The 26,755-nt window shown below is 63.0% G+C and carries 28 protein-coding genes and 4 pseudogenes; 16 read left to right on the top strand and 16 right to left on the bottom strand.

What is annotated here, in order from left to right; genetic code table 11:
* Nucleotides 1-255: 255 nt before the first annotated feature.
* Nucleotides 256-1,302, bottom strand: a pseudogene (locus ABIB95_RS46025) (aminotransferase class V-fold PLP-dependent enzyme).
* A 688-nt stretch (nucleotides 1,303-1,990) separates the two neighbouring features.
* Between ABIB95_RS46025 and ABIB95_RS46020 the strand changes: the two are divergent.
* A pseudogene (locus ABIB95_RS46020) lies at nucleotides 1,991-2,549 on the top strand (isocitrate lyase/PEP mutase family protein); the annotation flags it as partial.
* Between the two features lie 491 nt (nucleotides 2,550-3,040).
* On the opposite strand, the gene trbI reads toward ABIB95_RS46020, so the two are convergent.
* From trbI to traI, 12 genes are read right to left on the bottom strand one after another with little or no spacing between them, the layout of a single operon-like run.
* Entirely contained in the window at nucleotides 3,041-4,345 is a 1,305-nt protein-coding gene (trbI, locus tag ABIB95_RS46015; protein ID WP_354249060.1) for an IncP-type conjugal transfer protein TrbI, read from the bottom strand.
* 11 nt (nucleotides 4,346-4,356) lie between these two features.
* On the bottom strand, nucleotides 4,357-4,809 hold the full coding sequence (gene trbH / locus ABIB95_RS46010; protein ID WP_354249059.1) for a conjugal transfer protein TrbH: 453 nt from the start codon (nucleotides 4,807-4,809) through the stop codon (nucleotides 4,357-4,359).
* 2 nt (nucleotides 4,810-4,811) lie between these two features.
* Nucleotides 4,812-5,651 carry a P-type conjugative transfer protein TrbG gene (trbG, locus tag ABIB95_RS46005; protein WP_502917960.1) on the bottom strand — a complete coding sequence of 280 codons (840 nt, stop codon included), beginning with the start codon at nucleotides 5,649-5,651 and terminating at the stop codon, nucleotides 4,812-4,814.
* Between the two features lie 17 nt (nucleotides 5,652-5,668).
* Complete coding sequence (locus tag ABIB95_RS46000; RefSeq protein WP_354249057.1) at nucleotides 5,669-6,331, bottom strand: conjugal transfer protein TrbF; 663 nt, start codon at nucleotides 6,329-6,331, stop codon at nucleotides 5,669-5,671.
* 41 nt (nucleotides 6,332-6,372) lie between these two features.
* A complete protein-coding gene (trbL, locus tag ABIB95_RS45995; RefSeq protein WP_354249056.1) occupies nucleotides 6,373-7,533 on the bottom strand; it encodes a P-type conjugative transfer protein TrbL in 1,161 nt (386 codons plus the stop codon).
* A 16-nt stretch (nucleotides 7,534-7,549) separates the two neighbouring features.
* Nucleotides 7,550-7,738: an entry exclusion protein TrbK gene (gene trbK / locus ABIB95_RS45990; RefSeq protein WP_354249055.1), complete on the bottom strand. Its 189-nt coding sequence runs from the start codon at nucleotides 7,736-7,738 to the stop codon at nucleotides 7,550-7,552.
* Nucleotides 7,735-8,532 carry a P-type conjugative transfer protein TrbJ gene (gene trbJ, locus ABIB95_RS45985; protein ID WP_354249054.1) on the bottom strand — a complete coding sequence of 266 codons (798 nt, stop codon included), beginning with the start codon at nucleotides 8,530-8,532 and terminating at the stop codon, nucleotides 7,735-7,737. The genes trbK and trbJ overlap by 4 nt, the downstream gene beginning before the upstream one ends.
* Nucleotides 8,504-10,957 (bottom strand): conjugal transfer protein TrbE, encoded by a 2,454-nt coding sequence (locus tag ABIB95_RS45980; protein WP_354249053.1) that lies wholly within the window; start codon nucleotides 10,955-10,957, stop codon nucleotides 8,504-8,506. Before ABIB95_RS45980 ends, trbJ begins: the two co-directional genes overlap by 29 nt.
* Before the next feature lie 11 nt (nucleotides 10,958-10,968).
* A complete protein-coding gene (locus ABIB95_RS45975) occupies nucleotides 10,969-11,268 on the bottom strand; it encodes a conjugal transfer protein TrbD (RefSeq protein ID WP_354249052.1) in 300 nt (99 codons plus the stop codon).
* Entirely contained in the window at nucleotides 11,261-11,641 is a 381-nt protein-coding gene (locus ABIB95_RS45970) for a TrbC/VirB2 family protein (protein ID WP_354249051.1), read from the bottom strand. The genes ABIB95_RS45975 and ABIB95_RS45970 overlap by 8 nt, the downstream gene beginning before the upstream one ends.
* On the bottom strand, nucleotides 11,631-12,599 hold the full coding sequence (gene trbB / locus ABIB95_RS45965; RefSeq protein ID WP_354249061.1) for a P-type conjugative transfer ATPase TrbB: 969 nt from the start codon (nucleotides 12,597-12,599) through the stop codon (nucleotides 11,631-11,633). Before trbB ends, ABIB95_RS45970 begins: the two co-directional genes overlap by 11 nt.
* A gap of 19 nt (nucleotides 12,600-12,618) precedes the next feature.
* Nucleotides 12,619-13,242, bottom strand: coding sequence for an acyl-homoserine-lactone synthase (traI, locus tag ABIB95_RS45960; RefSeq protein WP_354249050.1), 624 nt, complete (start codon nucleotides 13,240-13,242; stop codon nucleotides 12,619-12,621).
* A gap of 414 nt (nucleotides 13,243-13,656) precedes the next feature.
* Between traI and repA the strand changes: the two genes are divergently transcribed.
* From repA to ABIB95_RS45925, 7 genes are all read left to right on the top strand, one after another.
* Complete coding sequence (repA, locus tag ABIB95_RS45955; RefSeq protein WP_354249049.1) at nucleotides 13,657-14,871, top strand: plasmid partitioning protein RepA; 1,215 nt, start codon at nucleotides 13,657-13,659, stop codon at nucleotides 14,869-14,871.
* On the top strand, nucleotides 14,868-15,902 hold the full coding sequence (gene repB / locus ABIB95_RS45950) for a plasmid partitioning protein RepB (RefSeq protein WP_354249048.1): 1,035 nt from the start codon (nucleotides 14,868-14,870) through the stop codon (nucleotides 15,900-15,902). The genes repA and repB overlap by 4 nt, the downstream gene beginning before the upstream one ends.
* A gap of 275 nt (nucleotides 15,903-16,177) precedes the next feature.
* On the top strand, nucleotides 16,178-17,503 hold the full coding sequence (repC, locus tag ABIB95_RS45945; protein WP_354249047.1) for a plasmid replication protein RepC: 1,326 nt from the start codon (nucleotides 16,178-16,180) through the stop codon (nucleotides 17,501-17,503).
* Nucleotides 17,504-17,590: 87 nt separating this feature from the next.
* Nucleotides 17,591-18,067, top strand: coding sequence for a hypothetical protein (locus ABIB95_RS45940; RefSeq protein WP_354249046.1), 477 nt, complete (start codon nucleotides 17,591-17,593; stop codon nucleotides 18,065-18,067).
* Nucleotides 18,052-18,207, top strand: a complete 156-nt coding sequence (locus ABIB95_RS45935; RefSeq protein ID WP_354249045.1) for a hypothetical protein — start codon at nucleotides 18,052-18,054, stop codon at nucleotides 18,205-18,207. Before ABIB95_RS45940 ends, ABIB95_RS45935 begins: the two co-directional genes overlap by 16 nt.
* A 355-nt stretch (nucleotides 18,208-18,562) precedes the next feature.
* The gene (locus tag ABIB95_RS45930; protein ID WP_354249044.1) at nucleotides 18,563-18,796 is read left to right on the top strand and encodes an AbrB/MazE/SpoVT family DNA-binding domain-containing protein; all 234 of its coding nucleotides are present in this window, start codon (nucleotides 18,563-18,565) and stop codon (nucleotides 18,794-18,796) included.
* Nucleotides 18,793-19,197 carry a type II toxin-antitoxin system VapC family toxin gene (locus ABIB95_RS45925; RefSeq protein ID WP_354249043.1) on the top strand — a complete coding sequence of 135 codons (405 nt, stop codon included), beginning with the start codon at nucleotides 18,793-18,795 and terminating at the stop codon, nucleotides 19,195-19,197. Before ABIB95_RS45930 ends, ABIB95_RS45925 begins: the two co-directional genes overlap by 4 nt.
* Before the next feature lie 54 nt (nucleotides 19,198-19,251).
* Here ABIB95_RS45925 and ABIB95_RS45920 read toward each other — a convergent pair whose 3' ends face one another.
* From ABIB95_RS45920 to ABIB95_RS45910, 3 genes are read right to left on the bottom strand one after another with little or no spacing between them, the layout of a single operon-like run.
* On the bottom strand, nucleotides 19,252-20,358 hold the full coding sequence (locus tag ABIB95_RS45920) for a site-specific integrase (RefSeq protein WP_354249042.1): 1,107 nt from the start codon (nucleotides 20,356-20,358) through the stop codon (nucleotides 19,252-19,254).
* Nucleotides 20,355-20,762: a type II toxin-antitoxin system VapC family toxin gene (locus ABIB95_RS45915; protein WP_354249041.1), complete on the bottom strand. Its 408-nt coding sequence runs from the start codon at nucleotides 20,760-20,762 to the stop codon at nucleotides 20,355-20,357. The genes ABIB95_RS45920 and ABIB95_RS45915 overlap by 4 nt, the downstream gene beginning before the upstream one ends.
* The gene (locus ABIB95_RS45910; RefSeq protein ID WP_354249040.1) at nucleotides 20,762-21,016 is read right to left on the bottom strand and encodes a type II toxin-antitoxin system Phd/YefM family antitoxin; all 255 of its coding nucleotides are present in this window, start codon (nucleotides 21,014-21,016) and stop codon (nucleotides 20,762-20,764) included. Before ABIB95_RS45910 ends, ABIB95_RS45915 begins: the two co-directional genes overlap by 1 nt.
* Nucleotides 21,017-21,298: 282 nt before the next feature.
* On the opposite strand from ABIB95_RS45910, the gene ABIB95_RS45905 reads away from it, so the two are divergent.
* The 8 genes and pseudogenes from ABIB95_RS45905 to ABIB95_RS45870 all read left to right on the top strand — a co-directional run.
* Nucleotides 21,299-22,222 carry a DUF1403 family protein gene (locus ABIB95_RS45905; RefSeq protein WP_354249039.1) on the top strand — a complete coding sequence of 308 codons (924 nt, stop codon included), beginning with the start codon at nucleotides 21,299-21,301 and terminating at the stop codon, nucleotides 22,220-22,222.
* Nucleotide 22,223: 1 nt separating this feature from the next.
* Entirely contained in the window at nucleotides 22,224-22,916 is a 693-nt protein-coding gene (gene scpB, locus ABIB95_RS45900) for an SMC-Scp complex subunit ScpB (RefSeq protein ID WP_354249038.1), read from the top strand.
* Nucleotides 22,917-23,051: 135 nt separating this feature from the next.
* The gene (locus ABIB95_RS45895) at nucleotides 23,052-23,390 is read left to right on the top strand and encodes a hypothetical protein (protein WP_354249037.1); all 339 of its coding nucleotides are present in this window, start codon (nucleotides 23,052-23,054) and stop codon (nucleotides 23,388-23,390) included.
* 241 nt (nucleotides 23,391-23,631) lie between these two features.
* Nucleotides 23,632-23,955 carry a DNA-binding protein gene (locus ABIB95_RS45890; RefSeq protein WP_354249036.1) on the top strand — a complete coding sequence of 108 codons (324 nt, stop codon included), beginning with the start codon at nucleotides 23,632-23,634 and terminating at the stop codon, nucleotides 23,953-23,955.
* Nucleotides 23,956-24,087: 132 nt separating this feature from the next.
* Entirely contained in the window at nucleotides 24,088-24,525 is a 438-nt protein-coding gene (locus tag ABIB95_RS45885; protein ID WP_354249035.1) for a hypothetical protein, read from the top strand.
* A gap of 190 nt (nucleotides 24,526-24,715) precedes the next feature.
* Nucleotides 24,716-24,869, top strand: a pseudogene (locus ABIB95_RS45880) (Y-family DNA polymerase); the annotation flags it as partial.
* Nucleotides 24,870-25,173: 304 nt separating this feature from the next.
* Entirely contained in the window at nucleotides 25,174-25,497 is a 324-nt protein-coding gene (locus tag ABIB95_RS45875; protein WP_354249034.1) for a hypothetical protein, read from the top strand.
* Nucleotides 25,498-25,697: 200 nt separating this feature from the next.
* Nucleotides 25,698-26,172, top strand: a pseudogene (locus ABIB95_RS45870) (IS3-like element ISRj2 family transposase); the annotation flags it as partial.
* Nucleotides 26,173-26,755 lie beyond the last annotated feature (583 nt).

The following is a 26,755-nucleotide window of genomic DNA, read 5'->3' as shown; positions in this document are numbered from 1 at the left end:
TGACAAAGCCGAGCCCTTCGTCTGGACCAAGAAAAAGGTTCGTCAACGCCCCTTCAAAGGCCGCCGTATCACTCAGCTCTGATTCCGGGTACTAGAGACCTCCTTCCAAGGATGGTCAACAACGACACCACTGTGGCATATCGATGCCGTGAGGACGCGTTCATCAACCTCAGTAGCCACAAGGTGGCTGGAGTGTCGCCAGATGGTCCAGGCCGTGCTTCGATACTCCCATCTCCCGGCCATGACGCGGCAGCCTCAGCTAGCCTTCGTGCCAGTAACGACGGCGAGCGCCTCGACCAAGCGGTCGAGATCCGCCTCCTCGGTATAGAGCGCCGGCGTTATGCGGATGCATTGCCCCTTGGCGACACCCGGCCTGCGCACGGTGAGCACCTTGTAGCCATCCCTGAGCTTCGCCACGACGGCGTCGTTGTCGGCCTTGCTCGTCTTACCGGCGAGGCGGAAGGACGTGATGGCACCGTAGAGGCCAGTTTCGTCCGGCGTCAGTATCTCGATATCCTTAAACGCCCGGACACGGCTCACCCAGTAGTCGCGCAGATAGCGCAGGCGTGCCTGCTTCACGGCTGCGCCGATTTCCTGGTGGAGCGCGACCGCGGTAGGCACCGTCAGCAGGGTGGCGAAATTGACCGTGCCGGTGTGCACCCGCGAGCGGATGTCGGTCTCCGGGAAGTCCTCGTCGCCCATGTCGCGGTCGATGGCGCCGAGGCGATCCTTCCTGATGTAGAGAAAGCCTACCCCGAGAGGCGCGCCGATCCACTTGTGCAGGTTGAAGCCGACGAAATCGGCCTCCAGCTCCCCCACCTTGAAATCGAGCTGCCCCCACGACTGCGCCGCGTCGACGATGGTGTCGATCCCCTTGGCCTTCGCCATGCGCACGATCTCGGCGACGGGCATGACAAGGCCCGTTCGATGGCTGACGTGGGTGAGGAGCAGGAGCCTCGTATTCGGGTTGGCATCGAGTTCCCGGGCGTAGGCGTCCAGCACAGCCTGCCGTGTTGCTGGCTCCGGCACGTTGAACTTGACGACGTCAACGCCGCGCCGCGTCTTGAGCCCGCTCATCGCATACTACATCGAATCGTAGTCGAGATCGGTGTAGACGACGGCGTCGCCGGGCTTCAGCTTGTTGTAGCCGCCGATGAGGAGCTGCAGCGCCTCGGTCGCACCACGCGTCAACGCGATCTCCTCCGGCGCCGCGCCAACGGCCACCGCCACCTTCCCGCGCACGGACTCAAAATCCCGCCCGAAACGCTCCCGCGCATAGTAGGAATTCTGGTAGTTGACCATGTCGAGTTGGCGGATGAACTCACGCCGCACCGGCTCGGCCATGATGCCCCAATAGCCGTTCTCCAGGTTGACTATATCCGGCGTCACGGAATACAGCCCACGCACGGCGCCCCAATAGGCGTTGTCGGTAGCGATCGCGGCCGACGACGTCACGCGCTGATGACCACGCTCGCCTACACCTTCCTTCAGCATCATCACCTCCCAGAAGCGAGGTACAAAAAGCATCAAAGGGGGCGCCACCCTAGCCAAGCTCGCTGTGTAGGGCAAGCCACCTCACTGGCGGAGGCGGACATGCGGTCTTACCGCAGAGCTGACCTGCAGCATGCTCGACCAAAATAGGCAAGCGGGAGCGCGCTGACGATACCGCTGCAGTCAGGTACGGCAAAGCCGGCCTGCGTATGAGCTGAAGGACCATAGCACGATGAGATGCTTCTGATGGTTGTGCGAAACCGGTAACGTCCATTAAGCCAATGGAAGCGAGTAGTACTTCAGCTGCGTAGACTTAGAGGCGCTCTCGCCTAAGTCACCTACCAAAGCTAGCAATTGATCTGCATGGCAAGAACACGTCACCGTCAGTTATAAACGTCGTGCTCGTCAGATGTCGCTGCAAAGGTTCGGCATGCAAGACCAACCACAATCTGGTCTCATCAACGGTCCTGATCGACGCGCTGCCCAGTCGCTCGCAGAAATGCTGCGTGCTCAGATCTGCTGCAGCCGCAATATCTCCTTTCTAATGGAAGCGCATGATGGGCTCTCCGGCGCGATCGCCAAGCGCGCAGGGTTCAAAGCTCTCTGGGCGTCGGGTCTCTCGATTGCATGCTCCTCGGCTACCGCGATGCAAACGAGGCTTCGTGGAGCCAATTGGTGGATGTGGTCGAGCGCATCGTGGACACTACCGAACTGCCGGTGCTCGTCGACGGAGATGGCGGATTTGGGAATTTCAATAAGGCGCGCCTCCTGGCTCGTACGCTCCGCCAGCGTGGCGCTGCGGGCGTCGCGCTCGAGGATAGTTGTTTTCCAAAGATGAACTCGAGCAACAGGCATCTCCTCACGCCGATATTGATGCATTCTCCGGCCGCTTGCACGCTGTGAAGGATACAGTCGCGGAAGACTTGGTCGTTGTGGCTCGGATCGAAGCGCTGATCAGCGGCCATGGAATGGACGAGGCACTCCTGCGTGCTCACGCTTGCGCCGACGCTGGAGTCGATGCGATCCTTATTCACTCGCGAAGGAGTACCACCGACGAGGCCACGCATGAGAGCGTCGATATCATCCACGGCGAGCTGCCAACCATATAGAGCAGGCTCTTTAGGAACGTCGCTGGGCGGATATCCGCGGGCATTGAAGGTGATGCAGCAGCACGAGAGAAATAGCGAACCTGGGTTTCCCATTCGCGGCTGTCTGCCTCGAGTTCGTGCATGAAAATGATCGGATGACCCTACCCGGTTTGCTCAAAATAAAGCTTCACACGAGCGGCATCGATATATGGCAACCGACCTCCTATCCATCTGAACGCATCTGGCTGATCAAAATGCTGGTATATGACCGGACTTGAGCTCGGCGGGATCGGGCGCGGGGCTCCTCGGAATTTCGCGCAACGGTGCTGTACCGCCTCGCCTCTTCGCGGCGCGCGACAATTGCGATAACGAGCAGCAATCTCCATAAGCCAACTGGAACGTTTGCTTCGAGCACAACGCGGCAACTGCCAGAGACTCTATCGTAACCGAACCGAAGCACTTCATCCTCTAAGCCCCGGAAACACCATGTCCTGGTCGACGAGGACGTTGAACATATAGCCCGGTCGAATCTCGAGTGTGGGCTGGACGTTCATGTTCTTGCTGATCGTCTGTTCGGCGACGCGGCCGAACGACTCGGCAAAACTGTTGCGCGCGGCATCCGTCGGCGTTTGCTGATACCCGTAAGGTGAACTTGCGGGCATCGAAATGTCGATGCCGGCGCCGATCGCGGCAATCAGGATCGCCGAGCCGAACACCTGGAAATAATGATTGTCGACTTGATCATTGAAGCCGCCATAGCCTTCCGCGTCGGTGCCTGCCATCCCTCCAATCTGCAAGGTCGAGCCGTTCGGGAAGATGATGTCAGTCCAGACAACGAGGACGCGGCTTTGCCCGAATGAAATCTTGGAATCGTAGCGGCCGAGGAGTTTGGCGCCCTGCGGGATCAACAGGTGATGGCCGGTGGCGCTGTCGTAGACGTTCTGGTTGACTTGGGCCGTGATGCGTCCGGGGAGGTCGGAATTGATGCCGGTGATCAACGTCGCTGGAATGACTGACCCGCGTTTCAGTTCGAAGGCGGATGTCGGCGCGACCACCTTGTTGGGCAGGTAGCCGAGCTTCTTGAGGTCCGCGTTGAAGAAATCCTCTTTCGCCGCCTGTCGGTTCTGATCGATGTTCTGCATGCCGAAGCCGGCACGCAACGCCGCCGAATAGAGATCGGACGCCCCTCCCGGAGCGACAGGCATTGTCGCCGTGTTCGCCGGCGCTGTGTTGCTTGTCGCCGTCGCAGAGACTGTCTGGAGCTTGCCGAGATTAATGGCGAGCGGAGAGTCATGGGCGGCGTCGCTCGCCTGCACGCGCGCCATTCGCTGGCGCTGTCGCTCCCGCAGATATTGCTCATGTGCCTCGCGCTCGAGCCGCGCCCGCCATTGCGCCTCGGGTTCGAGCTGCGAGCCGGACCGCGACTCGGTCTGTTGTCGGCCGGCAAAGGGATTGCTTGCCGGCTTTGCATCGGGCTGCGGCGGGGCCGGCTGGAATGTTTGGGCTTCGGTCTGATCTCCGATGATGCCGTTGGAGACGCCTTTCTTCAGCTGATCGGCATAGGTTGAGGCCGGATTGGATGAAGCAGTATCGATGCCGGCGGCGCGCCGAAAGTACAGTCCGCGCGACGTCAGGCCGTAGAAGATCACGGCAAAGAACACGAACACCAGCACGATGGCGACGATGATCGGCAAGCGATTGAGGCGCCGGATTCCCCTCGCCTCCGCTCCCTCCGGAGCGCCGCCGAGCTTCAGCGATTGCGCCATGATAGTCCTCCCTACCCGCGCTGCATGATGGAGAGCGGGCTGGTCGGCGATGCTCCAGCGGCGGTTGCGCTATAAGCGCGGCCGAGTTCGACGCTGGCGGTCGACAAGCGCGCCAGGACCTGACCGTTGTAGGACTCGATCACATAGGCGAGCGGAATGGTCTTCTCGCCTTTGGTCTTCTGATCGGTCGCAACCGCATATCCCCAGCTCTTGAGCGAGGTCTCCAGCGCCTGGCCGAAGGGCGTGCCGTCGGGCTTCAGGATGATCGTGCCTGAACCAGGCCCGACCTGCTCGGCGAATTTCGTCACCATGTCGCCGGCGATCGCAGAAACCGCGGGACCGGACAGATCGGCCGGCGCCGAGCTCGCCACCAGGGCGCTGCCGCCGAACGACGCGCAGCCGGCGAGCGGCAGGCTGAGCAGGGAGAGAAGGACGAGCCGAGGCATCGAGGAGACCTGCCGCATGATCAGCCTCCCCTCCGAATCGTCACCTTGTCCTGGTTCCAAAAGCCGACGCCGGACACCAGAATGGCGGTGTCGATCTGATAATCGACCACCATCATGTTGTCCTTCAGCCGGTAGTTGACGATGCGGTTCTGGCCGCCCGACACGACGAACAGGACGGGTGCATCCTGACCGGACAGTGACGACGGAAACTGGATGTAGGTCTTGACGCCGTCGCTGTAGACGCGTGTCGGCCGCCACGAGGCGCTGCCGCTCACGCTGTAGCCGAAGTTCAACTGCTCGACCGGAACGCCGGCACCGGCGATCAGCTCAGCGCCGAGCCGGGCGTTGACATCGGCGAGCCTGCTCCCGACATCCTCGGGATATTCAAAACCGACGCGCGCCATATATTGGGTAGCGTTCGACTTGAGCTGGATGTGATAGGTCCGTCGTGAGGTCGTCACCACCATCGAGGTGATGAGCCCCGGCTCCGCGGGCTTGACGATCAGGTGGATGGCCTGGCCACCGACCGTGCCCGATGTCGCCGGCTCCACCTTCCAGCGCACGGTGTCGCCAACCAGCACGTCGCGCACCACTTCGCCTGCCTGGAGCTCGATGTCGCACACCTCGAGCGGCGAGCAGACGACGGATGGCTGCACCTCGCCGAACAGGAAGATGACCTTGCCGTCCGCTCCGCGCGTCACCAGTCCAGTCGATCCACGCCACTGGCTCGAGATGTTCGTGCCTTTCCGTTCCTTGGCGTTCATCGCCTGCGCATGCGCGCCGACATCGGCCAGCAGCAAGCCAAAGGCGCAAGCCACAAAAAGAGTGCCAATCCTGAGTCCGATTGTGTTTGGGTGCATCGGTGTCCCCGCCCCTTTCATAGTTGCGCCGTCCAGTCGAAATCACGCAGGTAAAGGCCGATCGGATTGAGCCGGATGGTCTGCTCGTCCTGGGGTGGTGTCAGCGTGACAGTGGCGATGCCGCGAAAGCGGTGCTCGCCGGTTTCCTTTCCCTTCCGGTCGCGTTCGAATTCGGTCCAGTCGATCTGATAGGACTGGTTGGAAAGAGCCACGATGTTGTTGACCTCGACCGCGATCGTCGTCGTCTTCGCCTTCTCGAACGGAGAAGTGCTCCGGAACCAGTCATTGATCTTCTGCGTCGCAGGATCGGAGGTTCGCAGCAGCGCGTAGGTCCGATCGATATATTGCTTCTGCACGACCGCATCGGGCGTCACTGATCGGAAGCTCGAGACGAAGCTTCCAAGCGTCGCGCGCACCACGCGCGGATCCGCGTATTCGATCTGCTGCGGATAGCCTGCGCTCATGGCCGTGCCGAGTTTGTCGACCTCGACGATATAGGGCACGAGCTTGACCTGTGTGCTCTGGAACAGCGCGTATGCGAAGCCAATCACGGCCATCACCATGGCGATGATGCCGACCATGCGCCACGCCGCGGCTGCCCTCACATAGGAGCCGTACCGCTCGTTCCATTCCTGGCGCGCAGCGAGATAGGGATTGTCGGGCGGACTATGCGCGGCCATTGGGGTCTGGTCTCCAATCATGATGTTGCGGGCGAAAAGGCTCAGCTCTTTCCGCCCGATCCGTTTCGAGGCTGGCGTTGATCGAGCTTGGCGTTGGCAAGACCCAGCGTCGACGTGCCGAACGAGCCTGGCGCGCGGATAGCCTGATCGCGCGCGGCGGATGCAAGCGCGCCGCCTGCCGCTCCGACGCCTTCCGTCATGGCCTTAAGGGCGGCCGCGCCAAATGAGGCGCCACCGGCCCGGGCCGCGCTGAAGCCCGCGGCCCCTGCCCTCGCGCCTCCCACGGCGAGTGCGGCGCCGCCGGCGGCGAAGCTCGCGGCCTGTCCCGCATGCTTCACCACTTCCATGCCGCTGCCGACGGAAACGCCCTGCACGACACCTTGCACGATGTTCGGCACGTAGATCGAGATGATGAAGACGACGACGGAGATGCCGCCGATCGCCAGTGTCCCGACGAAGGCGTCTTTGCCGGTGCCGGTCTGGTTGGCGAGGTTCAACAAGGCGTCGGAGCCGATCTTGGCGATCATCACCAGCGCCATCAGCTTCATGCCGACCGAGAACGCGTAGACGAGATAGCGGATGGCGAAGTCCTTGGTGAAGGACGAGCCGCCGAGACCCAGCATGATCATACCGGCGAGCAGACCGACATACATCTCGACCATCACCGCGACGAAGATCGCCGCGACCAGCGAAAAGGAGATCACCACGATCACCATCGCGAACACCGAGGCGATTGCGAGCGCATTGTCCTGGAACAGGCCGAACTGCGCGTTCTGCGACATCGCGGAGGCGACCTTGAGACCGGCGTTGAACACATCCGCCGGCGAGGCCGAGCCGCTGCCCGCGCCGATCTGATAGAGGCTGTCGACGACCGCCTTCGCGAAACTGAACCCCTGGTCGAGCACGAAGGCGAAGAAGCCGATGAACATGATCCGGCGCACCAGCTCGGCAAACCACGCGTCAAGTGTCGCAGTTTGAATGGCGAGCCAGACGGCAGCGATGCCGAACTCGATCCCCGCGAGGATCCAGAACAGTGACTTCGCCGCTTGCATGACGGTTGTCTGCCAGCCCTTGGCGGCCGTCGTCACCGAATTTTCCAATGTCGTGAGAACACTTCCGTCCTGCTGCGCCAATGCGGGATGCGCAACGGCGATGAGTCCGACCGCGACGATCAGAACGAGCCCCGGTTTGAGTTTCTGCACCCCCTGCCCCCTTCCCCTACCAGCGTGGTTTCATCGGCTGACCGCCGGATGTCTTGTAGTCCTGCGGCGGCTTGAAAAAGTCGCTTCCACGCTGCGTTGCGCCTTGCGACGAGCCGGAGCCTTGGGTAGCGAACAAGAGCCACCACGCTCCTGCGGCGCAGGCGCCGAGCGCGGTAACGACGATGATGATCGCGGACCGTCTCACCAGCGCGGCTCCATGGTCTGGCCGCCAGAGGTCGCCGGCGTGGTCGCGTTGAAGAACTGCTCGCGACGCGCCTGCGAGAGGTCCTTGTTGGCCTCGGACGATTGGAACCAGGTCGCCATCATCGTGGTCTGCTGCGCGACGAGACCCCGCAGCTTCTGCATCTGGGCGACTTGCTGCGCGGCGATCTCATGGCCGACCTGCAGGGCCTTCATCTGCCCGTCGGCGCTCTCGGAGGCTGTCTGGAGTTGCGCCATCGTCGAGTTCTCGGTTGCAAATTGCTGCGAGGTAAGACCTGCGGCCTGCAATGTGCTCGAAACCGTGTCGCGGTTCGTCGCCGACCAGGTCTGATAGGTGGAGGCGAAGCTCGCGCCATTAGGCAGATTGGACTTGAACTGCGCATAGCTCTGGAAGCGCTGCTTGAGCACATCGTCGATGTTGCCCATCGAGAAAGCCATGCCCTGGCCCTGATTGACGATGTTCTGCAACTGCCTCAGGTCGCTCTCGGCCTGCCCCCAGACATGCGCCGGCAACTGCGCCGTGTTCTGCAGCATGTTCTGATAGATCCTGAGCTGGTTCTGGATCTGCTGGGCGAGCTGCGAGATCTGCTGAATCTGGTTGTTAATCTGTTGTGCGGATTGGCCGGCGAGCTGGACCAACTGTCCGTTATTGAGAATCTGCGTGAACTCGGTCGAGCCGCCGGCCGCGGCGCCCGCGATCGCCGGGGCAGCCGCGAGCGATCCGATACTCGTAGCCACGATGAGCGCCTTACAAATCGGCGAGAAGCGTCTCGGCATGGCCGATCCCCCTTTCCTTGAGCCAGTGAACGGGCCAGTCAGCCCCGGCCTTCTTCAGCGCCAGGATGCGCTTCAGGTCGTCCTTGCCGGATGCGCCGACGAAGGAGAGCGCGACGGGGCCGAGCGCCATGTTGAAGAGACGGCGGCCTTCGGGTGAGGCCACGTAGTATTCGCGCTTGGGGACTGCGGTTGCGACGATCTCGATCTGCCGCTCGTTGAAGCCGATGCGCTCATAGAACTCGCGCGTGCCGGGCTCGCGCGCAGCGCCGTTCGGCAAGCAGATCTTCGTCGGGCAGCTCTCCTTCAGCACATCGATAATGCCGGAGCGCTCGGCGTCCGAGATCGACTGTGTGGCGAGCAACACGGCGCAATTGGCCTTGCGCAGCACCTTCAGCCACTCGCGAATCTTGTCGCGGAAGACCGGATGACCGAGCATCAGCCAGGCCTCGTCGAGGATGATCAGGCTCGGCGCGCCGGTCAGGCGCTTCTCGATCCGCCGGAACAGATAGGTGAGGACCGGGACGAGGTTGCGCTCGCCCATATTCATCAGCTGCTCGATCTCGAAGGTCTGGAACGATCCGAGTTGCAGGCCGTCCCTCTCGGCATCGAGCAACTGGCCCATTGGACCGTCGACCGTGTAGTGATGCAGGGCGTCCTTGATCTCGCGCATCTGCACGCCCGACACGAAGTCCGACAGCGATCGCCCGCGCGCCTCGGCCATCAGGCCGATCTGCCGCGAGATGGCGTTGCGATGATCTGGTGTGATCGTCACGCCTTGGACGGCGACGAGAGTTTCGATCCATTCCGACGCCCAGGCGCGATCGGTATCCGTCGACAAATCCGACAGCGGGCAGAAGGCGAGCGTTGCCGCGCCGTCCGCGTCATCGCCGCCAATTTCGTAATGATCGCCGCCGGCGGCCAGCGTCAGCGGCAGCATCGAGCGGCCTTTGTCGAAGGCGAAAATCTGCGCGCCGGCGTAGCGGCGAAATTGGGCCGCGATGAGCGCCAGCAGCGTCGACTTGCCGGAGCCTGTCGGCCCGAACACCAGCGCATGGCCGACGTCGTCGACATGCAGGTTCAGCCGGAAGGGGGTGGAGCCGGACGCGACCTGCATCAGCGGCGGCGACGCGTGCGGATAGAACGGGCACGGTGCGGTCGGATTGCCGGACCAGACCGAGTTGAGCGGGATGAGGTCCGCAAGGTTGCGCGTGGTGATGAGCGGCTCACGGATGTTGGCGTACCAATTGCCGGGCAGCGAGCCGAGGAAGGCCTCGGTCGCGTTCAGCGTTTCGATGCGCGCGCCAAAACCTTCGGCCTGGATTAGGCGGCGGACCGCCTCGGTCTTCTCCTGCAGGCGCGCACTGCTGTCGTCGAACAGGACAATGACCGGCGTGTAGTAGCCATAGGCGACGAGCTGCGAGGACGCTTCTGCGATCGCATCCTCTGTCTCCGCCACCATGGCGGCCGCGTCCTGGTCGATCGAGCGGCTTTGTGTCTGAAATAACTGGTCGATGAAGGGGCGGACTTTCTGCTGCCACTTCTTGCGGGTGCGCTCGAGCTTTTGCCGCGCGTCCTGGTCGTCGAGAAACATGAAGCGCGAGGACCAGCGATAGGTCAGCGGCATCAGATCAAGGGAATTTAGGATTCCCGGCCAGCTCTCGGCCGGAAAGCCGTCGATCGCCACCACGCCGAGAAAGCGGTTCTCGACCATCGGCGACAGACCATGCTGCAGCTCCCCGGTCGCGAGCCAATCGAGATACATCGGAATGTCCGGCAAGCGGATCGGATGGTTCTCGCCGGTGATGCAGAAGCGGATGAACTGGAACAGTTCATCGTAGCGCGCCATGCGCGTGCCCTCGCGCTCTTCGACCTCGCGGGTTTCCATGCGCCGGATGGACAGGACGCTGGCAAGATATTGCTCGACCTCGCGGACCGAGGTGCGGAAGCTCTCGATCGCGGTGTCGGCATAGGAGGCCGAGCGGCTTTCGACATCGGAGTAGATGTAGCGTGCGAGACCTGCGCGACGGCGCTCGGGTGGCCGCCAGGTCAGGATGATCGCGTGCCGGCTCTCGAAGTGCCCGCTCTCCTGCTCGAAGCGGCTCCGGCGTTCGTCATCGATCGCACGCGTCACCGGATCGGGAAAGTAGCAATCCTGCCGCGCCGGATAGTCCGTGGTCGGTACCCGCACCGCCTCGACTTGGATCATCCAGCCAGAGCCGAGGCGCGCCAGGATCGTGTTGATCTGACGCGAGACCTCGTTGCGTTCGGCGTCCGTCGAGCTCTCCGAGTCCGGTCCGGCAAAATACCAGCCCGCCATCAGCGAGCCGTCCTTCAGCAGAACGATTCCGTTCGCGACGAGGCCGGCATAGGGCACGAGATCGGCGAAAGACGGGCCGGAATGACGGAAAGAGCGCAGCGCGACCATTGAAGCGGACCTTAGTAGCGGCGCCAGGGCGTCGAGGTCGCCCGGTAGTACGCGGAATAGGAGATGTGGCGGGCATAGACTCGCCGCATCATCGGGTCCGCCTTCGCCATCATCCGCAGCGCCGCCACGACAACGATCCAGATCCCGGCGCCAAGGATTGCCGCGTACCAGGTGAGCACGACGAAGATCAGGATGACCGCGGCAAGGCCGGTCAGCAGGACGAGCTCGCGATCGGCGCCGAACAGCAGGTTCGGTCGCGACAGCGCGCGATGAATGCGGTTGCGTCTGAGATTGGCGCCGACGTCAGCCATGGCCGAGGTCCCCTGCCCTGTTCGCGCGCGGCGGCGTGCGTGCGACATCGCCGATCGAGGCGCCGCTCGAACCGAACAAGGCGACGATCTGCGTGGCGCCGAGAAGGATGCCGGCGACGAGCACGACGTACATGAGGCGTCGCGCGAAATCGTTGAGCTCGCCGCCGAAGATCAGCATGCCGCCGGCAACCGCCACGGCCGCAAGTGCGATGAACCCGGCCACCGGGCCGGTGATCGATTGCTGGATCTGCTGAAGCGGGCTTTCCCAAGGGAGATTGCCGCCGCCGCTGGTCGATGCGAAGGCAGGTTCAAGTATCACGAGTGCGAGCAGCAGGCCGCTGGCACCTGCAATCATCATGCGGTTACGCGACATGGCGCTCCTCCGTTCGGGCGTAGGGTTGGGTTTGGTATTGGCCCGCCGAGAAGCTCTCGACATGGAGCACGTCGCGGACCTGGCGGCCGCGATCCGTCCGCTCGATCGAGACGATCAGGTCGACCGCCTCCCCGATGACCTCGCGCATGGGCTGTTGACTGGCTTCGGCCGTGAGCTGCTCGAGACGGCGCAGCGCGGAAAGCGCGCTGTTGGCGTGGATGGTGGTGATGCCCCCCGGATGGCCGGTGTTCCACGCCTTGAGCAGCGTGAGTGCCGCGCCGTCGCGGACCTCGCCGACGATGATGCGATCGGGGCGCAGCCGCATGGTGCTCTTGAGCAGCCGCGCCATGTCGACTGTGTCGCTGGTGTGAAGTGAGACGGCGTTTTCGGCGGCGCACTGGATCTCGGCCGTGTCTTCGAGAATGACAAGGCGGTGCTCAGGCGCGTGCGCGACGATCGCCGCGATCACGGCGTTGGCGAGTGTGGTCTTACCCGAGCCCGTGCCGCCGGACACGACGATGTTCAGGCGCGAGGCGATGGCGTCGCGGATGACCACAAGCTGGTCGGCGGTCATCACGCCCTGCGTTACGTAGTCATCAAGATCGAAGAGACGCGAAGCCCGCTTCCGGATCGTGAATGTGGGGGCACCGACGATGGGTGGTAGCAAACCTTCGAAGCGATGACCGCCGATCGGCAGTTCGCCAGAAATGATCGGACGCTCGTCATCGGCCTCCGATTGCAGCGCATGCGCGACGCTGCCGATAATGATCTCGGCGGTCGCGGCCGGCATGTCCCCGGCGGCCGTCATTCCGTGGCCGAGTCGTTCGATGAACAGCCGGCCGTCAGGATTGAGCATCACTTCGACAACGGCGGGATCATCGAGCGCGGCGCAGATATGGTCGCCAAGCGCGTCCTGGAGTTTCCGGACAAGCCGCGGATGCGAACGAAGTTCAGCCATGGCAATCGGTCGCCATCGCTCACGCAGCGACGCGCTGAAGGCGCAGCAGGCCCGACCGATAGCCAGCCGGGCAGACCCGTTCGAAGCTGGCCTGGTCGGCCGGCAGGCTGCCGGCGACACTCAGCGTCTCGCCGATGAGCTCCACACCGCCGAGGCGCGTCATCGGCCAGCCTGCCCGTTGCAGAATGCGCTCGAACCGCACATCCGTTGCGGTGACGATCTCGTCGAAGCCGTTCGACATCGACCACTCGATGATCCCAGCGAACATCGTCAGCGTCGCCTCATGCAGGAACCGGCCTCCCCTGCCCTCGCCTCTTGTGTCGACGCAAAAGCGCGAGCTCTCGACCGTGGTGGGCTTGCCCCGTAGCCGACCGCCCGGGACCAGTTGCGGGAAGGTCCACGACAGCATTGTTGGGCCGGTCGTCGGAAGCAGGCGCGCGCAGCCGGCAACGTCGCCGCACTCCGTCAGGGCTAGGACGTAGGTCGGGTCGAGGGCGTCATATTCATCGCGCTCGCGGCCCTGCTCGATCCTCACCTGCCAGCCGAGCCGGCCGGCGAACACCCGGGCGCGCAGCTGATGCATCTCATCGAGCAGAGACCCCAATCCACCATGCTCGTTGGCGTTGATCGCAATTGCCCGCATTGGTCGAATCCTCCGTCGCGTTCACGTGAACGGAGGCAAGTCAGCATGGTGCGGCGGCTCGTACGCTCTGGTGAATTAACGGGGGCCAACGAAGCAGAGCGTCGCGGTGAGTCGCGACTGGGCTTCGATTCTGGTCTGTCAGAGATCGAAATCCGGCGGCAAAAGGCACTCCTCGGACTGTAAGATTAGCGGGGGAACGAAACCTGATCGTCCCGTTTTGGCCGCGTAAGCTAAGCCCACGATAAGATTGAGCGAATTCCGACGAATCAGCGGTCCGAGCCCTGCAATGCGAAGGTGCCGTTAAGTGTCTGTTAACCTTAAAGGACTGGACGAAAGCCGAGAATCGTGACCTAGTTTTAGCGGGCAAAGGGCGACAAACCGCCTGTTGGCCGACAACCAAGGAATGAATCGGCAATGGCTACGCAGGCTCAGACCAAGATTCAATTCGAAGATCCCGCCGATAAAATTATACGGCATGCGGGGATGCTTTCGGAACATTTGCAGGCCAGGCGTCAGCAGATGTATCCCCCGGACGCTCAGAAAAGCCTGCGGTATTTCATGACGCATGAGGTCTCGAAACTGACGTCGGTTCCGGAGTCGACGCTCAAGTTGATGTCGAACGAAGGGAAAGGCCCTGTCCCTGCCCGGCTGGAAAACAAACATCGCGCCTACACGCTCGCCCAGATCAATGAGCTTCGCGAGCTGTTTGCGTCTCAGCGTCCCGCGGACGCCTTGAGGTTCTTGCCCCATCGTCGGGCCGGCGAACATCTGCAGGTTCTGGCGGTAGCGAATTTCAAGGGCGGCAGTGCCAAAACGACGACGAGCGCGCACCTTGCCCACTACCTGGCTCTCTATGGCTATCGCGTTTTGGCGATCGATCTCGATCCGCAAGCCTCGCTGTCGGCGATGTTCGGCGCGCAGCCCGAAATCGACGTCAAGCAGAACGAGACCATCTACGCGGCGCTGCGCTACGACGATGAACGCCGATCAATCGCGGACATCATCCGGCCAACATATTTCACGGGCATCGACCTCATTCCTGGAAACATCGAGGTCATGGAGTATGAGCACGAGACGCCGCGGTATTTGTCGAGGCGGCAGCCGGGCTCCGAAAGCATCTTTTTCGAGCGGTTGCGTCTCGTATTGGCGGACGTCGAAGACGCTTACGATGTCGTCATCCTGGACACCCCACCGTCGCTCGGCTTCTTGACGCTCGGCGCCATCTACGCGGCGACCGGGCTTCTTGTGACCGTCCATCCTGCGATGCTCGACGTCATGTCAATGAGCCAGTTCTTGCTGATGATGGGCGACCTCATATCGGTCATTCGCGACGCCGGCGCGACGATGAAACATGACTTCCTGCGTTATGTCGTGACGCGGCACGATCCATTCGACCAATCGCAGGTCGGGGTCGTGACCATGCTCCGGCACCTGTTCTCCGAAGATGTACTGACTGCGACAGCGATCGCGAGCTCGGCCATCGAGACCGCCGGTCTGGCGAAGCGCACGCTCTATGAACTGGAGCCGGGCAATATCTCAGCTGCAACCGCCAAGCGCGCGCGGGAATCCATTGATGCGGTTAACGATCAGATCCTCGCACTGATCACTCAAGCCTGGGGGCGCGCATGACCAACAAACGTCCGTCAGGTCGATCGATTCTCGCCAACTTCGGCTCTTTCTCCGAACCAGAGGCGACGACCGCTGACCCCTCGCCTCCAAAGGCGGCACGCGCGGAGACGCCGATACAATCGACGCCCCGTGTCGGAGCCGGCGTTATTGGAGCAACACAGCGTTCGTTGGCAGAGTTGCGCGAAGAGCGTGACCGGCTCCAAGCGCTTGTCGACGCCGGCGGCGGCTCAGAGCTCGATCCGTCTTCTATCGACCCGTCGCCTTTCCCAGACCGGCTGCCCGACGATAGCCAGGTCAGTTTCGAAGCGCTCAAGAAGCTTATCGCCGAGGAAGGCCAGAAGGTGCCGATCCAGGTCCGGCGGCATCCAGAGGTCAGCGGCCGGTACCAGGTCGTCTACGGTCATCGCCGCTGGCGGGCGGCTTTGGATCTCGGCATCAAGATCAAAGCCACAGTTGTCGAGCTGTCGGACAGCGAGCTTGTCGTGGCACAGGGCATCGAGAACGCGGCACGCGAGGATCTGAGCTGGATAGAGCGCGCGCTTTTCGCGTGGCGCATGGATCAGGCCGATATCAAGCCGCGCGATATCCGGGCGGCTCTTTCGGTCGATGATCCAGAGCTTGCCCGTCTCCGGGCAGTGTGCCGAGTGATTCCGATCGAGGTGATTGAGGCGATTGGCCGAGCGCCGAAGGCTGGTCGGCCCCGCTGGGTCGCGCTCTCGACTTCCGTGGGAGAAGACCCAGCGGCGCTCGACCGGGTACGAAAAACCTTGTCAGCTGACAAGGTTTCGACGCTGCCCTCCGATGAGCGATTCAAGCTTGTCTTTGCCGCGGTTAGGAAGCCGCCGGCGCGATCTCATAACGAGCTGGAGCTGCGTAGCCCCGCGGGCAAGGTGCTGGGCAAGGCGACATTCTTAAAGCGCGACATCAAACTCACGGTCTCCGACAAGCACGCGTCGGAATTCGGTGCCTTCTTCGAGGAAGAGCTGCCGGGTCTGGTGGAAAGGTTTTTTGCCCGCGACGGCACAGAGTGATTTTCGGCGCGCGGCCGGACCTTGTCAGCTGACAAGGTTTGGGCGGGCGGCGGGAAGGGCAGAGGCCTCGGCCGAAGCCGGACGATAGCGCAACAAACACAGAGGTAGCATGCGGTAAAAAGAAAGGCCCCCGAAACAGTGTCCCGGAAGCCTTCCTCGTTCGTTTGGCGACAACGAGAATCTCACTTCCGCGAATCACAGTCAAGAGCCTCTTCGAGGCGTTGGACGCCGTTTTGGTGAGCGCTTTCGCTTTGCCTAAAAGCTGAAGGACAACCATGACGCACTTATCAACGACGCCCTTTGGGCGGCGGCCGATGACGCTTGGCATGATTTCAAGCCAGTTGGCCGCAAAAGCAAAGCCAGAGACGGCCATCGTTCACAAGTGGCACGTCTTCCAGCACATCAAGGAGGCGCGCCAGGTTCTCGGCGCGACCGACCGAGCGCTGACGATCCTGCATGCGCTGTTGTCGTTCCATCCCGAGATCGCCCTCGAGGCCACCAGCGAGTTGATCGTCTGGCCGTCCAACGAGCAGTTGATGGCGCGCGCCAACGGGATGCCGCCGACGACGCTGCGCCGGCATCTCGCCGTCCTGGTCGACTGTGGTCTGATCATTCGCAGGGATAGCCCGAACGGCAAGCGCTTTGCGCGCAAGGGGCAGGGCGGCGAGATCGAGCAGGCCTACGGCTTCGACCTGGCTCCTATCGTGACCCGCGCCGAGGAGTACAAATCGCTCGCGGCCGCCGTGCAGGCCGAGAAGAAGGCGTTCCGCGTAGCCAAGGAACGTCTCACCATCCTGCGCCGGGACATCGTGAAGATGATCGAAGCCGGGGTCGAGGAGGGCGTGCCGGGGAATTGGAGGCGGTTTCAGCAGGCCTACCAGGAGATCGCTGGGCGGATTCCCCGGACCGCGCCGCGGCGGCTCCTGGAGAGCCTCGGCGGGGAGATGGAAACGCTCTGGCGCGAGGTCCGTGAGCTGTTGGAAACATTCGCCAAAACACAGAATCCGGACGCCAATGAGTCCCATTCCGGTTGCCACATACAGAATTCAAACCCAGATCTTCCATCTGAATCTGAAAGCGGCTTGGCGAGGGAAGATGAAGCGGGCGGCAACGCCGCGGCTCACCACAACTTGCGGAGCCTGCCGAAGCGTGAGCTCCCCTTGGGGATCGTGCTGGATGCCTGCCCCAACATGCGCTGGCTGATCAAAGGCGGCGAAATCCGCCATTGGCGAGATTTGCTGGCCGCCGCCGAGCTTGCCCGGTCAACGCTGGGGATCAGTCCCAGCGCCTGGCGCGAGGCCAGGGAGATCCTCGGCGACCAGCAGGCCGCAATCACGCTCGCCGCAATCCACCAGAAGGCGGACCAGATCAGCAGCGCCGGCGGCTATCTGCGCAGCCTGACCGACCGCGCCAAGGACGGGAAATTCTCCGTGTGGCCGATGATCATGGCCTTGCTGCGCGCCAAGCTCGATGGAGCCAAACCGCCAACGGCACCGCCTACCCACGGCCCTGGCCGGTCTGAGCCAGGGAAGCCGGGCGAGACCGGCGGGTTACAGCCGAGCGCCGAATTGCGGGCCGTGCTCGCGAAGCGGCCGAAATAACCCGAAACGAGGCGGGTGGTGGCTCCGTCTTTTGCGGACGACTCGGTTACCAAGTTTTAGGGTTAACGAAAGATGGGAGAGGGCGATTTGACCGGATATTCCACATCCGTCGGCGGCGCGATCGCGGCGGCGCTCGAACGGGCCGAGGAGTTGCGCGGCCTCAGCGACCGTCCGGCTCGCGAGCGGATCATGACGATCTTTGGCGATGATCGCTCGGGTCTCACGATCAACGCCCGCATCGCGGCGCGAACGCCGACGGAGCATCGTGCCCAGGAAGGTCTCGGGACGCGCTGCATCCCGTGGGACGAGCTCGACGCGCGGGCCGATGAGATCGTTGGCTTGGTGGACGAGGTGGTCGGCGAGGTGACCCTGGCCGTCCGAAACGTCCCGCCAGTGCCGCGGCCGAGCCGCTCGGAAGATGATCTTGAGCTTGCCGCGTTCGACGATCTGATCGAGGAGCTCGGCCGAACCACACCCAGTCAGCTTTTTCCGTGCTGGAAACGCATCCGGCCAAGCACGTCTCGCGGGAGTTGGGCAGCGAAGCCGCCATGTTGGCCGCGCTGAAATTCGCAGCGCTCGCGGCCTATACCGGCCACGTCGGACTGACTGACGCCCAGGACGAGCTCCGATTGGCGATGGGCGAGGTGATTAGCAACATGAGCGCTTCGCCGGAATTGTCGCGTCGACAGAGCTTGAATTCGTAAGCGGCGAGGGCGCGGCGTCAGAGAACGGCCGCCTTGGTGGGCGGCCTCCTTTCGATTCTACCCCAACCCGCAAACGTGCCACCCCGAGACACAGAACCTTGGCATAGGTTGTGCAGACTAACGAGAGCCGGGATTTTGCATCACCCTCCCGGGGCTGGATAAACGCCGCCTGCAAGGTATTTCGAGCAGGCGGCGTTTTTATTCAATGTCCCAGTTAGATTTCGCGGGTGTCTCAACAATCTCAAAGCCACGACCAGCATGTCCTGCGATCGCGGCAATTTCGATCGATGCGGCCTTGAAAAGACCCGCTGGCGGTAATACTTTTGGAAGATATGGTATTACAATCGGGGTGCCCATGACCACGACAGTCACAGCCAAGGGACAGGTGACCATCCCGAAGTCGGTCCGCGACCTTCTCGGCATCGTGCCGGGCAGCAAGGTCGATTTCCGGCGTGCGGCCGACGGCAGCGTGGTACTGGCGCGCGCTGACAAGAAACAGCCGGCGAGCCGCTTTGCCAAACTGCGTGGCCATGCCGGCAAAGGGCTTGATACCGACGCGATCATGGCGCTGATCCGTGGCGAAGGGTGACGCTCGTCGACACCAACGTTCTGCTCGACCTGGTCACCGATGATCCGAATTGGGCGGGTTGGTCGGTGGCCCAGCTTGAGGCGGCGAGCCTCAAGGGACCGCTCTTGATCAACGATATCGTCTATGCCGAGCTTGCGGTCCGGTACGACCGCATCGAGGATCTGGAGGCCTTCATTGACGAAGCCGGCCTCGACATCGCACCGATCCCCCGCGAGGGGCTGTTTCTGGCCGGCAAGGTGTTTGCGCAGTATCGCAAAGCGGGCGGATCGCGGACCGGCGTGCTCCCCGACTTCTTCATTGGCGCCCATGCCGCCGTTGCCGGTCTGCCGCTGCTGACCCGCGACGTCGGCCGCTACCGCACCTATCTTCCGTCGTTAAACCTGATCGCACCGGACGGCTGAGGCGTCTTGGCGCCACACCACTCAAGCTCGCGCGGGGAGGGGGCGCTTTTGGCTTCAGAGCCCCGCGGCTTTGGTGAGATTGACCCGAAAACGGTCGCGCCGGCGTTGGTATTTGCGGGTCATCTCGGCGGACGCGTGGCCGAGCTGCTTCTGGACGTAGCGCTCGTCGACCTCGGCCGAGGAGGCGAGGCCGGCGCGCAGTGAATGCCCGGCGAACTTCGTCTCCCGCTCGCCTTCCGGCAGATCGGCGCGCACGCCGGCCGCGAGCGCCGCCCGCTTGACCAGCCTTGCGACCTGCTGGTCGGTCAGGCGATCGGGCCCGACGTCCTTGCCTTGACCGCACACCCGGCGGAACAGGGGGCCGTGACCGATCCGCGCCAGTTTCAGCCAGATCTGCAGCGCGACGACCGGACAGGTCGAGTCCGACGAGCCGCGGCCGATCTCGATCTCGCGCCAGCCGGTCTTGCCGCGCAGGGTGACAATCAGGCCCTGGTCGAGGATCTCGACCCAGCCGGAAGAATCCTCGGTCTGGTCACGGCCACAATCCAGCCCGACGATCTCCGAGCGACGCAGGCCGCCGGCAAAGCCGATCAGCAGCATGGCGCGATCGCGCAAGCCCCGCAGGCTGCCGCGATCGAGCGTCTCGAGCATGGCGATGACATCCTCGGGCAGCACCGCTTCCTTCTGCCGGGGCGGGGCGGCATGGGTGTTGCGGATGCCGGCAAGCACGGTCGCGATATGCCGATCCGCGCGGTCGAGCGGCGTCCCGCGCTGGGCATAAGTCCAGGCGAGCGCCGAGAGCCGGCGCTCGATCGTTGCGACCGAATTGGCCTTGCGATCGGCGGTCGCCGCGCCGGAGGCGCAGGCGGTGATGTAGAGCCCGACGGTTTGCGCCGACGGCGGCAAGACCTCGAGGCCCTGGCGCCGGCACCACGCGGAAAAATGCTTCCAGTCGGAGGCATAGGCGCGGCGCGTGTTGGCCGAGCTCGCCGCCTCGACATAGCCGCGGGCGCGATCGGCGAGCCGCTCAAGATGCGCCGGCAGGGCAGGGGAGGGGGGCTCGCCAGCCGGTGGTTCTGGCGTCGACGCAGCCGCAGGGAACGTGGTCGGCAGGGCTTCCGTGACGGCAGCGGCGGCTGCGCGGTCGGACGGCGGCGTCATGTGTCGACCTCCCAGGGATTGATGACGGATGCGCCTGTATCGTCGAAATCTCGCTCGTTGCGGGTGACGAGGATGAGGTCGTGCACGATCGCCGTGGCCGCGATCAGGCCGTCGATGTCGCCGCGCGGCCGGATCGCCGCGAGGCGGCCCCACTCGACCGAAACCTGGTCGGTGACCGGCAGAATCCGGTCGGCATGGTCGTGGCGCAGCTTGCGCAGCCACTCGGCCAAGTGGCCGGCCGCCTTCGGATCGGACCTCTGCTTGAGGGCGATGCCGCGCATAATCTCGCCCAGCGTCAGCGTGCTGAGATGAACGCTGGTAGGATCGACTGAGCGCAGCCAGGACGTCGCCTGCGGCGAACCGCGGCGAGCTTCGGAAATCACATTGATGTCGACGAGGTACATCAGAGCGCGACGTCTCGGCTGGGCGTCTTCGCGCGGCTGGCGACGGCATCAGCGAAGTCGTCGTCCCAGGCCGGCCCGGCCAGCAGGTCGTCGACGAGACTCGGCCGACCGGCGCGCAAGGCATCGTAGTCGGCGGCCGACAGCACCACGGCGGCCCGCTCGCCGCGCAGGGTGACGATCTGCGGCCCCTCGAGCCGGGCCTTCTGGACGAGCTTGGAGAATTGGTTCTTGGCGTCCTGTAACTGCCATTCCATGGGGCGAGGTTCCTAGCTAGACTGTCTAGCTATAAAGACTCCCGCTGCGATTCCGTCAAGGGCGCCGCGGTTTTGGCCGCCATCTGCGCACGTCTCCGCCCAGAAAAATCGACGCAGGAGGCAGGCCTTCCAACGGTGCGAAGGCTTCCGGAGCGCGATTTTCGATAAGGCAACATTATCGCTCGTTGTTATCCACCGACAGGCACGGCGGTTTGGGCGGATTTTTATGGGATAAAGCGCCGCCGTGATTTAACCTTCCGCGTGCCCGCACGAGAGTGAATCATGTTCGAACCCCCGCCGACCTTCGCCCCGGCCCCTGGCTGGCTGCGGCGTCGCGCCCCGCCCGACATCGCCGCGGAAGCGGTGTTTTATGCCGGCGCGGCGCTCGCGGCGCTGCATCCGATTGCCTGCGACGAGCACCCGCTCGGCACTCTGTGGCGTCAGCGTCTCGCGCTGACTTGCGCCGCTCGGCTGGCGCGCCAGGGCGGGCGGACTGAGGACGAAGCGGCGCTGCGCGACCACTGGTACTTGCGCTACGAGGACGACGACCCGGGTCCGGGCGGGCGCCTTCTCGCCGCCTGGCGCAAGCTCGGCGAACGCGCCACCAGCGACGTGGAGGAGTGGATCTTTGCCACGGCGATCGCACTCGGCCATCCCCTCAACCCGCTGCCGGACCAGATCGTCGAGCTCGCCGGTCGCCATGCGAAGCAGGAGCACCCCATGCCGGTGCTGGCCGCCGCCGAGATCATCGCGGCAAGTCGCCGTCTCCTGCCGGACGAAGAGGTGGTGCCGCTGTGGCTCGCCGATGCAGTCCTCGCCCACCAGCTGCGCTGGCCGGCGCCGGTGCCGCTGATCGCGGCCTATCTGTCGCGCGGCGCGCTGCGCAAAGCGCCGCAGCACTTCGAGGGCGAGACGGTCTTCATGAGCGCGCTCTGTGCGGCCTATACGGCGGCGGCCGTGGCCGCGATCGACCTCTACAACGATCTCGCACGGCGCGCGGCACGCCTGCTCGCCGTCGCGCCGAAGCTGCGCGGCAAGGATGCCGACAGGATGGTGGCGATCCTGATGATGGAAGACGCCCAGTCAGCTGGAGCTGGCAAGATGGCGAGCGATCGCTCGACGCGACGGCTGTTCGAGCGGCTGGTGTCGCTCGGGGTGGCGCGCGAGCTCACCGGACGGCCGAGCTTCCGACTCTACGGGCTCTGAGATGGGACGGCGCGCACGAGCCAAAGCGGATCTCGACACTGAACTGGCAGACCTGCCGCCCGATCTGCGCTGGCGCGAATGGATGGGCCGGGTCGAGGCCGTGATCTTCGCCGCGCCCGCGCCGGTGACGCGCGAAGCGCTCGTCCGCGTTGTCGGCCGCGATTGCAGCATCGACCTTCTGATCGACGACATCCGCGAGGAGCTGCGCGGCCGGCCCTACGAGCTCGTCTCGGTGGCCGGCGGCTGGCAGCACCGCACCCGCAAGGTATTCTCCGAGGCAATCCGGACCGCGACCGGCTTGGGCGACCAGGTGCGCCCGCTCTCGCAAGCCGAGAGCCTGATCCTGATGTGCATTGCCTACTACCAGCCGATCACCCGCGGCGAGCTCTCCCAGTTCTTCGGCAAGGAGGTCAGCCGCGATCTGATTGCTCACCTGCGCGGTCTCGGCTTCATCGCGTCCGGCCCCCGGGCGCCTCAACCCGGTGCGCCCTACACCTACGTCACCACCAAGGGCTTCCTGTCGCAATTTGGCTTCGACACGCTGCGCGACCTGCCCGATATGGAAATGCTCGAGGACGCGGGCCTGCTCAGCAAGGACAAGCTGCTGGCCGGGGAGTTTCCCGATCCCGTCGGGTCGCCGGACGAATATGACATTGAGGACATCGCGGCAGGTGCGATCGAAGGCGACGAGTGAGCGGAAGATCCGCTTGCTATGGACGCAGCTGTCGTCTGAGGGAAGATCTGCGACGATTCCACCCTTGCGACTTGAATGGATACGCCGGAGTCGTTATGTTAAACAAATGCGAAATTTGTTGCACGAGAGCCCTTGATGCCGAAAGTCAGCACAAAGAAGTCCACATTCCGCGGCAAGCGATCCATGGTCGGCCCAGATACCAAGATCCGTAAGGCCGGGGTTGGTGCGGTCTCGCGCGTGACCGCTATCATGACTGCGGCAGAACATTCGGGACTGCTCGGAGAGAAGAGGGCGCGGATCGCAGGGCGCACCAGCCCGGAGCTGATCCAGCGGGCGAAGCAGCAGACTGGTATCGCGACCGACACGGATCTCATCGAGTTTGCGCTCGCCAGCCTCGCGCTCGACGACAAGTTCAGCGAGACGTTCCAGGAGACGATGGGGTCGGTAGACCCCGACCTCAAGCTCGGCTTCTGAGGTGGCGGAATTTGACTTCGCGGCTGCGCTTCGCTGGGCGCGGTTCGATCGCGGCGCGACCTTGGCGAGGCGCTCTGACCGCGAACTCCCGTTCCTTGGCGATCAACCTGAGGCTGGACAGGAGCTTCTGCTTGATACCTGCGTCTACATCGATGGCCTGCAGGGACGCGCGCCGCGTGTCGTCGCTGACCTATTGGAGCTCCGGCACCCCAACCATTCAACTGTCGCCATCCAGGAATTGATGCATACGGTCGGCGTGTTGGATCCCAGGCATCCCGGCACGCCCGTGGCCATCAAGCAGATGGGCGCCTTGATCGCCAGCATGCCGCTTCACCGCATCTTTGCACCGGATGCGGACATCGCTGGCCGCGCCGCGCTCCTCTCGGGCATGCTCTGCCGGCTGCAAGGCTATCAGAAGGACGATAAGCTCCGCGCGCTTCAGGACTGCGTTCTATTCTTGCAAGCCCAAAAGGCCGGGTTCACGGTTCTCACCGCCAATGTTGCGGATTTCGACTACCTTCTTCAGCTGGTCCCCACCGGTCGCGTGCTGTTTTATCGACGCTGAGGTTGCGAAAATTCCGGTCGCCGCGTGGACAAGAAGCCCCGCCACGCCGCTCTTTGCGCGGACGATCGAAGAGTGGCATCGAGTATGATGCCGGCAATTCGGGCGATCGCTCGTGATTCGAGGTAGGTTCCTATGGCGCGGCTCGACCTCAGCTACGTCTGGAAGCAGAAGCAGATTCCTGTTGTGTTGCGCCGAACTGGGCGTGGCGAACGGCTCCGGGCGCGGTTGCCATTTGCTGCCGACAACAGGCAATGGCTACAGAACGGGCGACGAACGCCGCCTCAGTGGATCGGGACAGAGGCCTATTGGGAGCTGCCGAAATCCTGGTTCAACGACTTCGTCGATCGGGCACTGCAGCGCTACGGCAAAGTCTATATCATCCAGCCTTACCGCGAACAGGAGATCTGCGCGCGGGCGTGCCAGGAAGCACAGGGGCACGAATGCCAGTGCTCCTGTATGGGTGCCAATCATGGCATCGGCAACGACGGCAGCTGGTTCGAGGTCTCCGACACCTTCTCGATGCGCTGGGGCGGGCGCGAGCTCGCCTGTCGTCTGCTGACGGCCCGATAAGGAAAAATGCCCGATTAGATGCTGACGTCATCGGGCAGCGGATGAATTTCTCGATAGCACCTAAAAACACTCGTTCGATGTGATGCCCAGCGCCTTCGACAAGACTGCGCACCACCAAGGGCAATTTCCGGACTGAGCGCGGCACATCACCCATCCTGATCGGCGCGTCGCTTTCGGGCCTGCAAGCGCTATGCGCTCTGTCGGGCAACAGGATATTCCGGACCTACGCGGAAAACCGCTCGCAATAGGCGGTTCGGCCGAGCTCGGCGTCGTAGCCGCTGCGAGCTGTGAAGCCCGTAAGTTCAAGTCGATCTCCTTTGTCTTCGGTTACAGCGCGGCGCCAGCTAAACTGCCGAAGGCGTCCCGGACCCGCCAACTCCGCCGATAATTTTGAGTTTTCTTTGGGATTGAGTTGACCTGCTGCGCGCAAGTCGGAGCTTTTGGTTCATAGTCCCGCCTCCCTGGAACCGGAGCACGTTGGCATGACCCAACTAACTGTTGTCATCAGTAACTGTAACAGCGTGGATCGTGCCGAAATCAGCGTGCTGAAAGGTACGCTTAACATCAAATACGGGCCCAACGGCCTTGGCAAGACTATTCAAAGGCCGCGTCGTTCCCATGCTACAGACGGCAACTGAAAACCGGAACATGACCCCGGAAGAGAAGCAGGCGGCAGAGGAAAGCATCCGAAAAGAGCACCTACCGGGGTTCAACTACGATGCGCTGGTGGCCGAGGTGAACGACGTGAACGCCATCCGCGCCAAATTCGCGGCCACGGACGTCGGTTACGAGAAAATCCAGCTGTTCCGGATTTTCAACATCGAACACGACGATGATGTGATCCGGAAATTTATCAACGAGTCGTACCACATCGAGAATGAGTACGTGATGCAGCTCAATCCGCATAAGTTCGAGAGCATCCCCGAGTATGTCATTGATGAATGCGTTCGCATGCTGCCGCCTATCCAATAGACCTTGCGGAGTTGACCATCGCCAGCAATTCACCGACACCGACCTCGGTAAGCTCATTGCTGAGCGCGAGGCGCCTTAGGGCATCCTCTTTCCAGGGCGAAAGCTTCTTTGACCATTCCAAAATGTTATCAATCGACTCCCCAGCCTTTCATTCCCCCCTGACCGACGCTCTGTGCTTCCGCAGATTTCCACGGATATACGCCGGTCGCCGCCACATCGCGACGCTGATGAAGCGCATGGGGATCGAGGCGGTCTATCGTCGCCCGAACACGAGCAAGCCGGCACCGGGTCAACAAGATCTACCCGTACCTGTTGCGCGGATTGAAGATCGAGCGGCCCGACCAGGCGTGGGCAATGGACATCACCTACATTCCGATGCGGCGTGGCTTCGTCTATCTCGCGGCGGTCGTCGATGTGTTCAGCCGACGGGTCCTGGCCCATCGCGTCTCGATCACAATGGAGGCCGCCTTCTGCGTCGAAGCGGTCCAGGAGGCGTTGGCGAAGCACGGCAGGCCCGAGATTTTCAACACGGACCAGGGCAGCCAGTTCACCAGCCTCGAGTTCACCGATGTGCTGCTGGACGCGAAGATCGCCATCAGCATGGACGGCAAGGGCGCCTGGCGCGACAACGTGTTTGTCGAGCGGCTCTGGCGCACGGTCAAATACGAAGAAGTTGTGTGCTGTGAACGTGATCGTTCGGGTTTCGGACGAGTGCGGTGCTTCGCTGAAGATGGGGGTAGGCCCCTCGAAGTCGGCTTGCAGGAGCAGACTTCAAACCGCCACGAGCTGCATTGGTTAAGAGCCATTGTGGTGAACGTCGATGGAAAAGGCGGAGCAAGACTCCGTCAGGTGAGGTTCAAGGAGACGAACGGAAGTAAACCGCTGATGACGTGTCGAAACGTATCAAACGACGTCGAAACCGGGACCCAGACTTCTGTCCCGCGAATAAAGATTGAGGGGAGCCTGTCTACTGCTCAATCGGCGTCCGGCATGGAGGCGGCGTGACCTTGATCCAGGCTTTGGTAAGGAACTCAGGAACCTGTCGTCCCGATGCCAAGGGAGAAGCTCAAGCGGATGGACTCCGCGAGGACGAGAGTACCGATGCGGGACACAGGGGCGGAGTCGCTCGTAGTAGGGAGGAAGGCTCTGTAACGGAGCTGGACCGTAAGCGCGATTTTCTCCGCACGGTGACGCCCGCGCTTTTGACGGATGGCCTTCGTATCGAGGGCGGCATCTGACCCGTTCAGGCAGCGGCGGT

This window comes from Bradyrhizobium sp. LA2.1 (assembly GCF_040547725.1).
GTDB classification, from domain to species: Bacteria; Pseudomonadota; Alphaproteobacteria; order Rhizobiales; family Xanthobacteraceae; genus Bradyrhizobium; species Bradyrhizobium barranii.
This window is presented reverse-complemented; position numbering and strand designations above follow the sequence as displayed.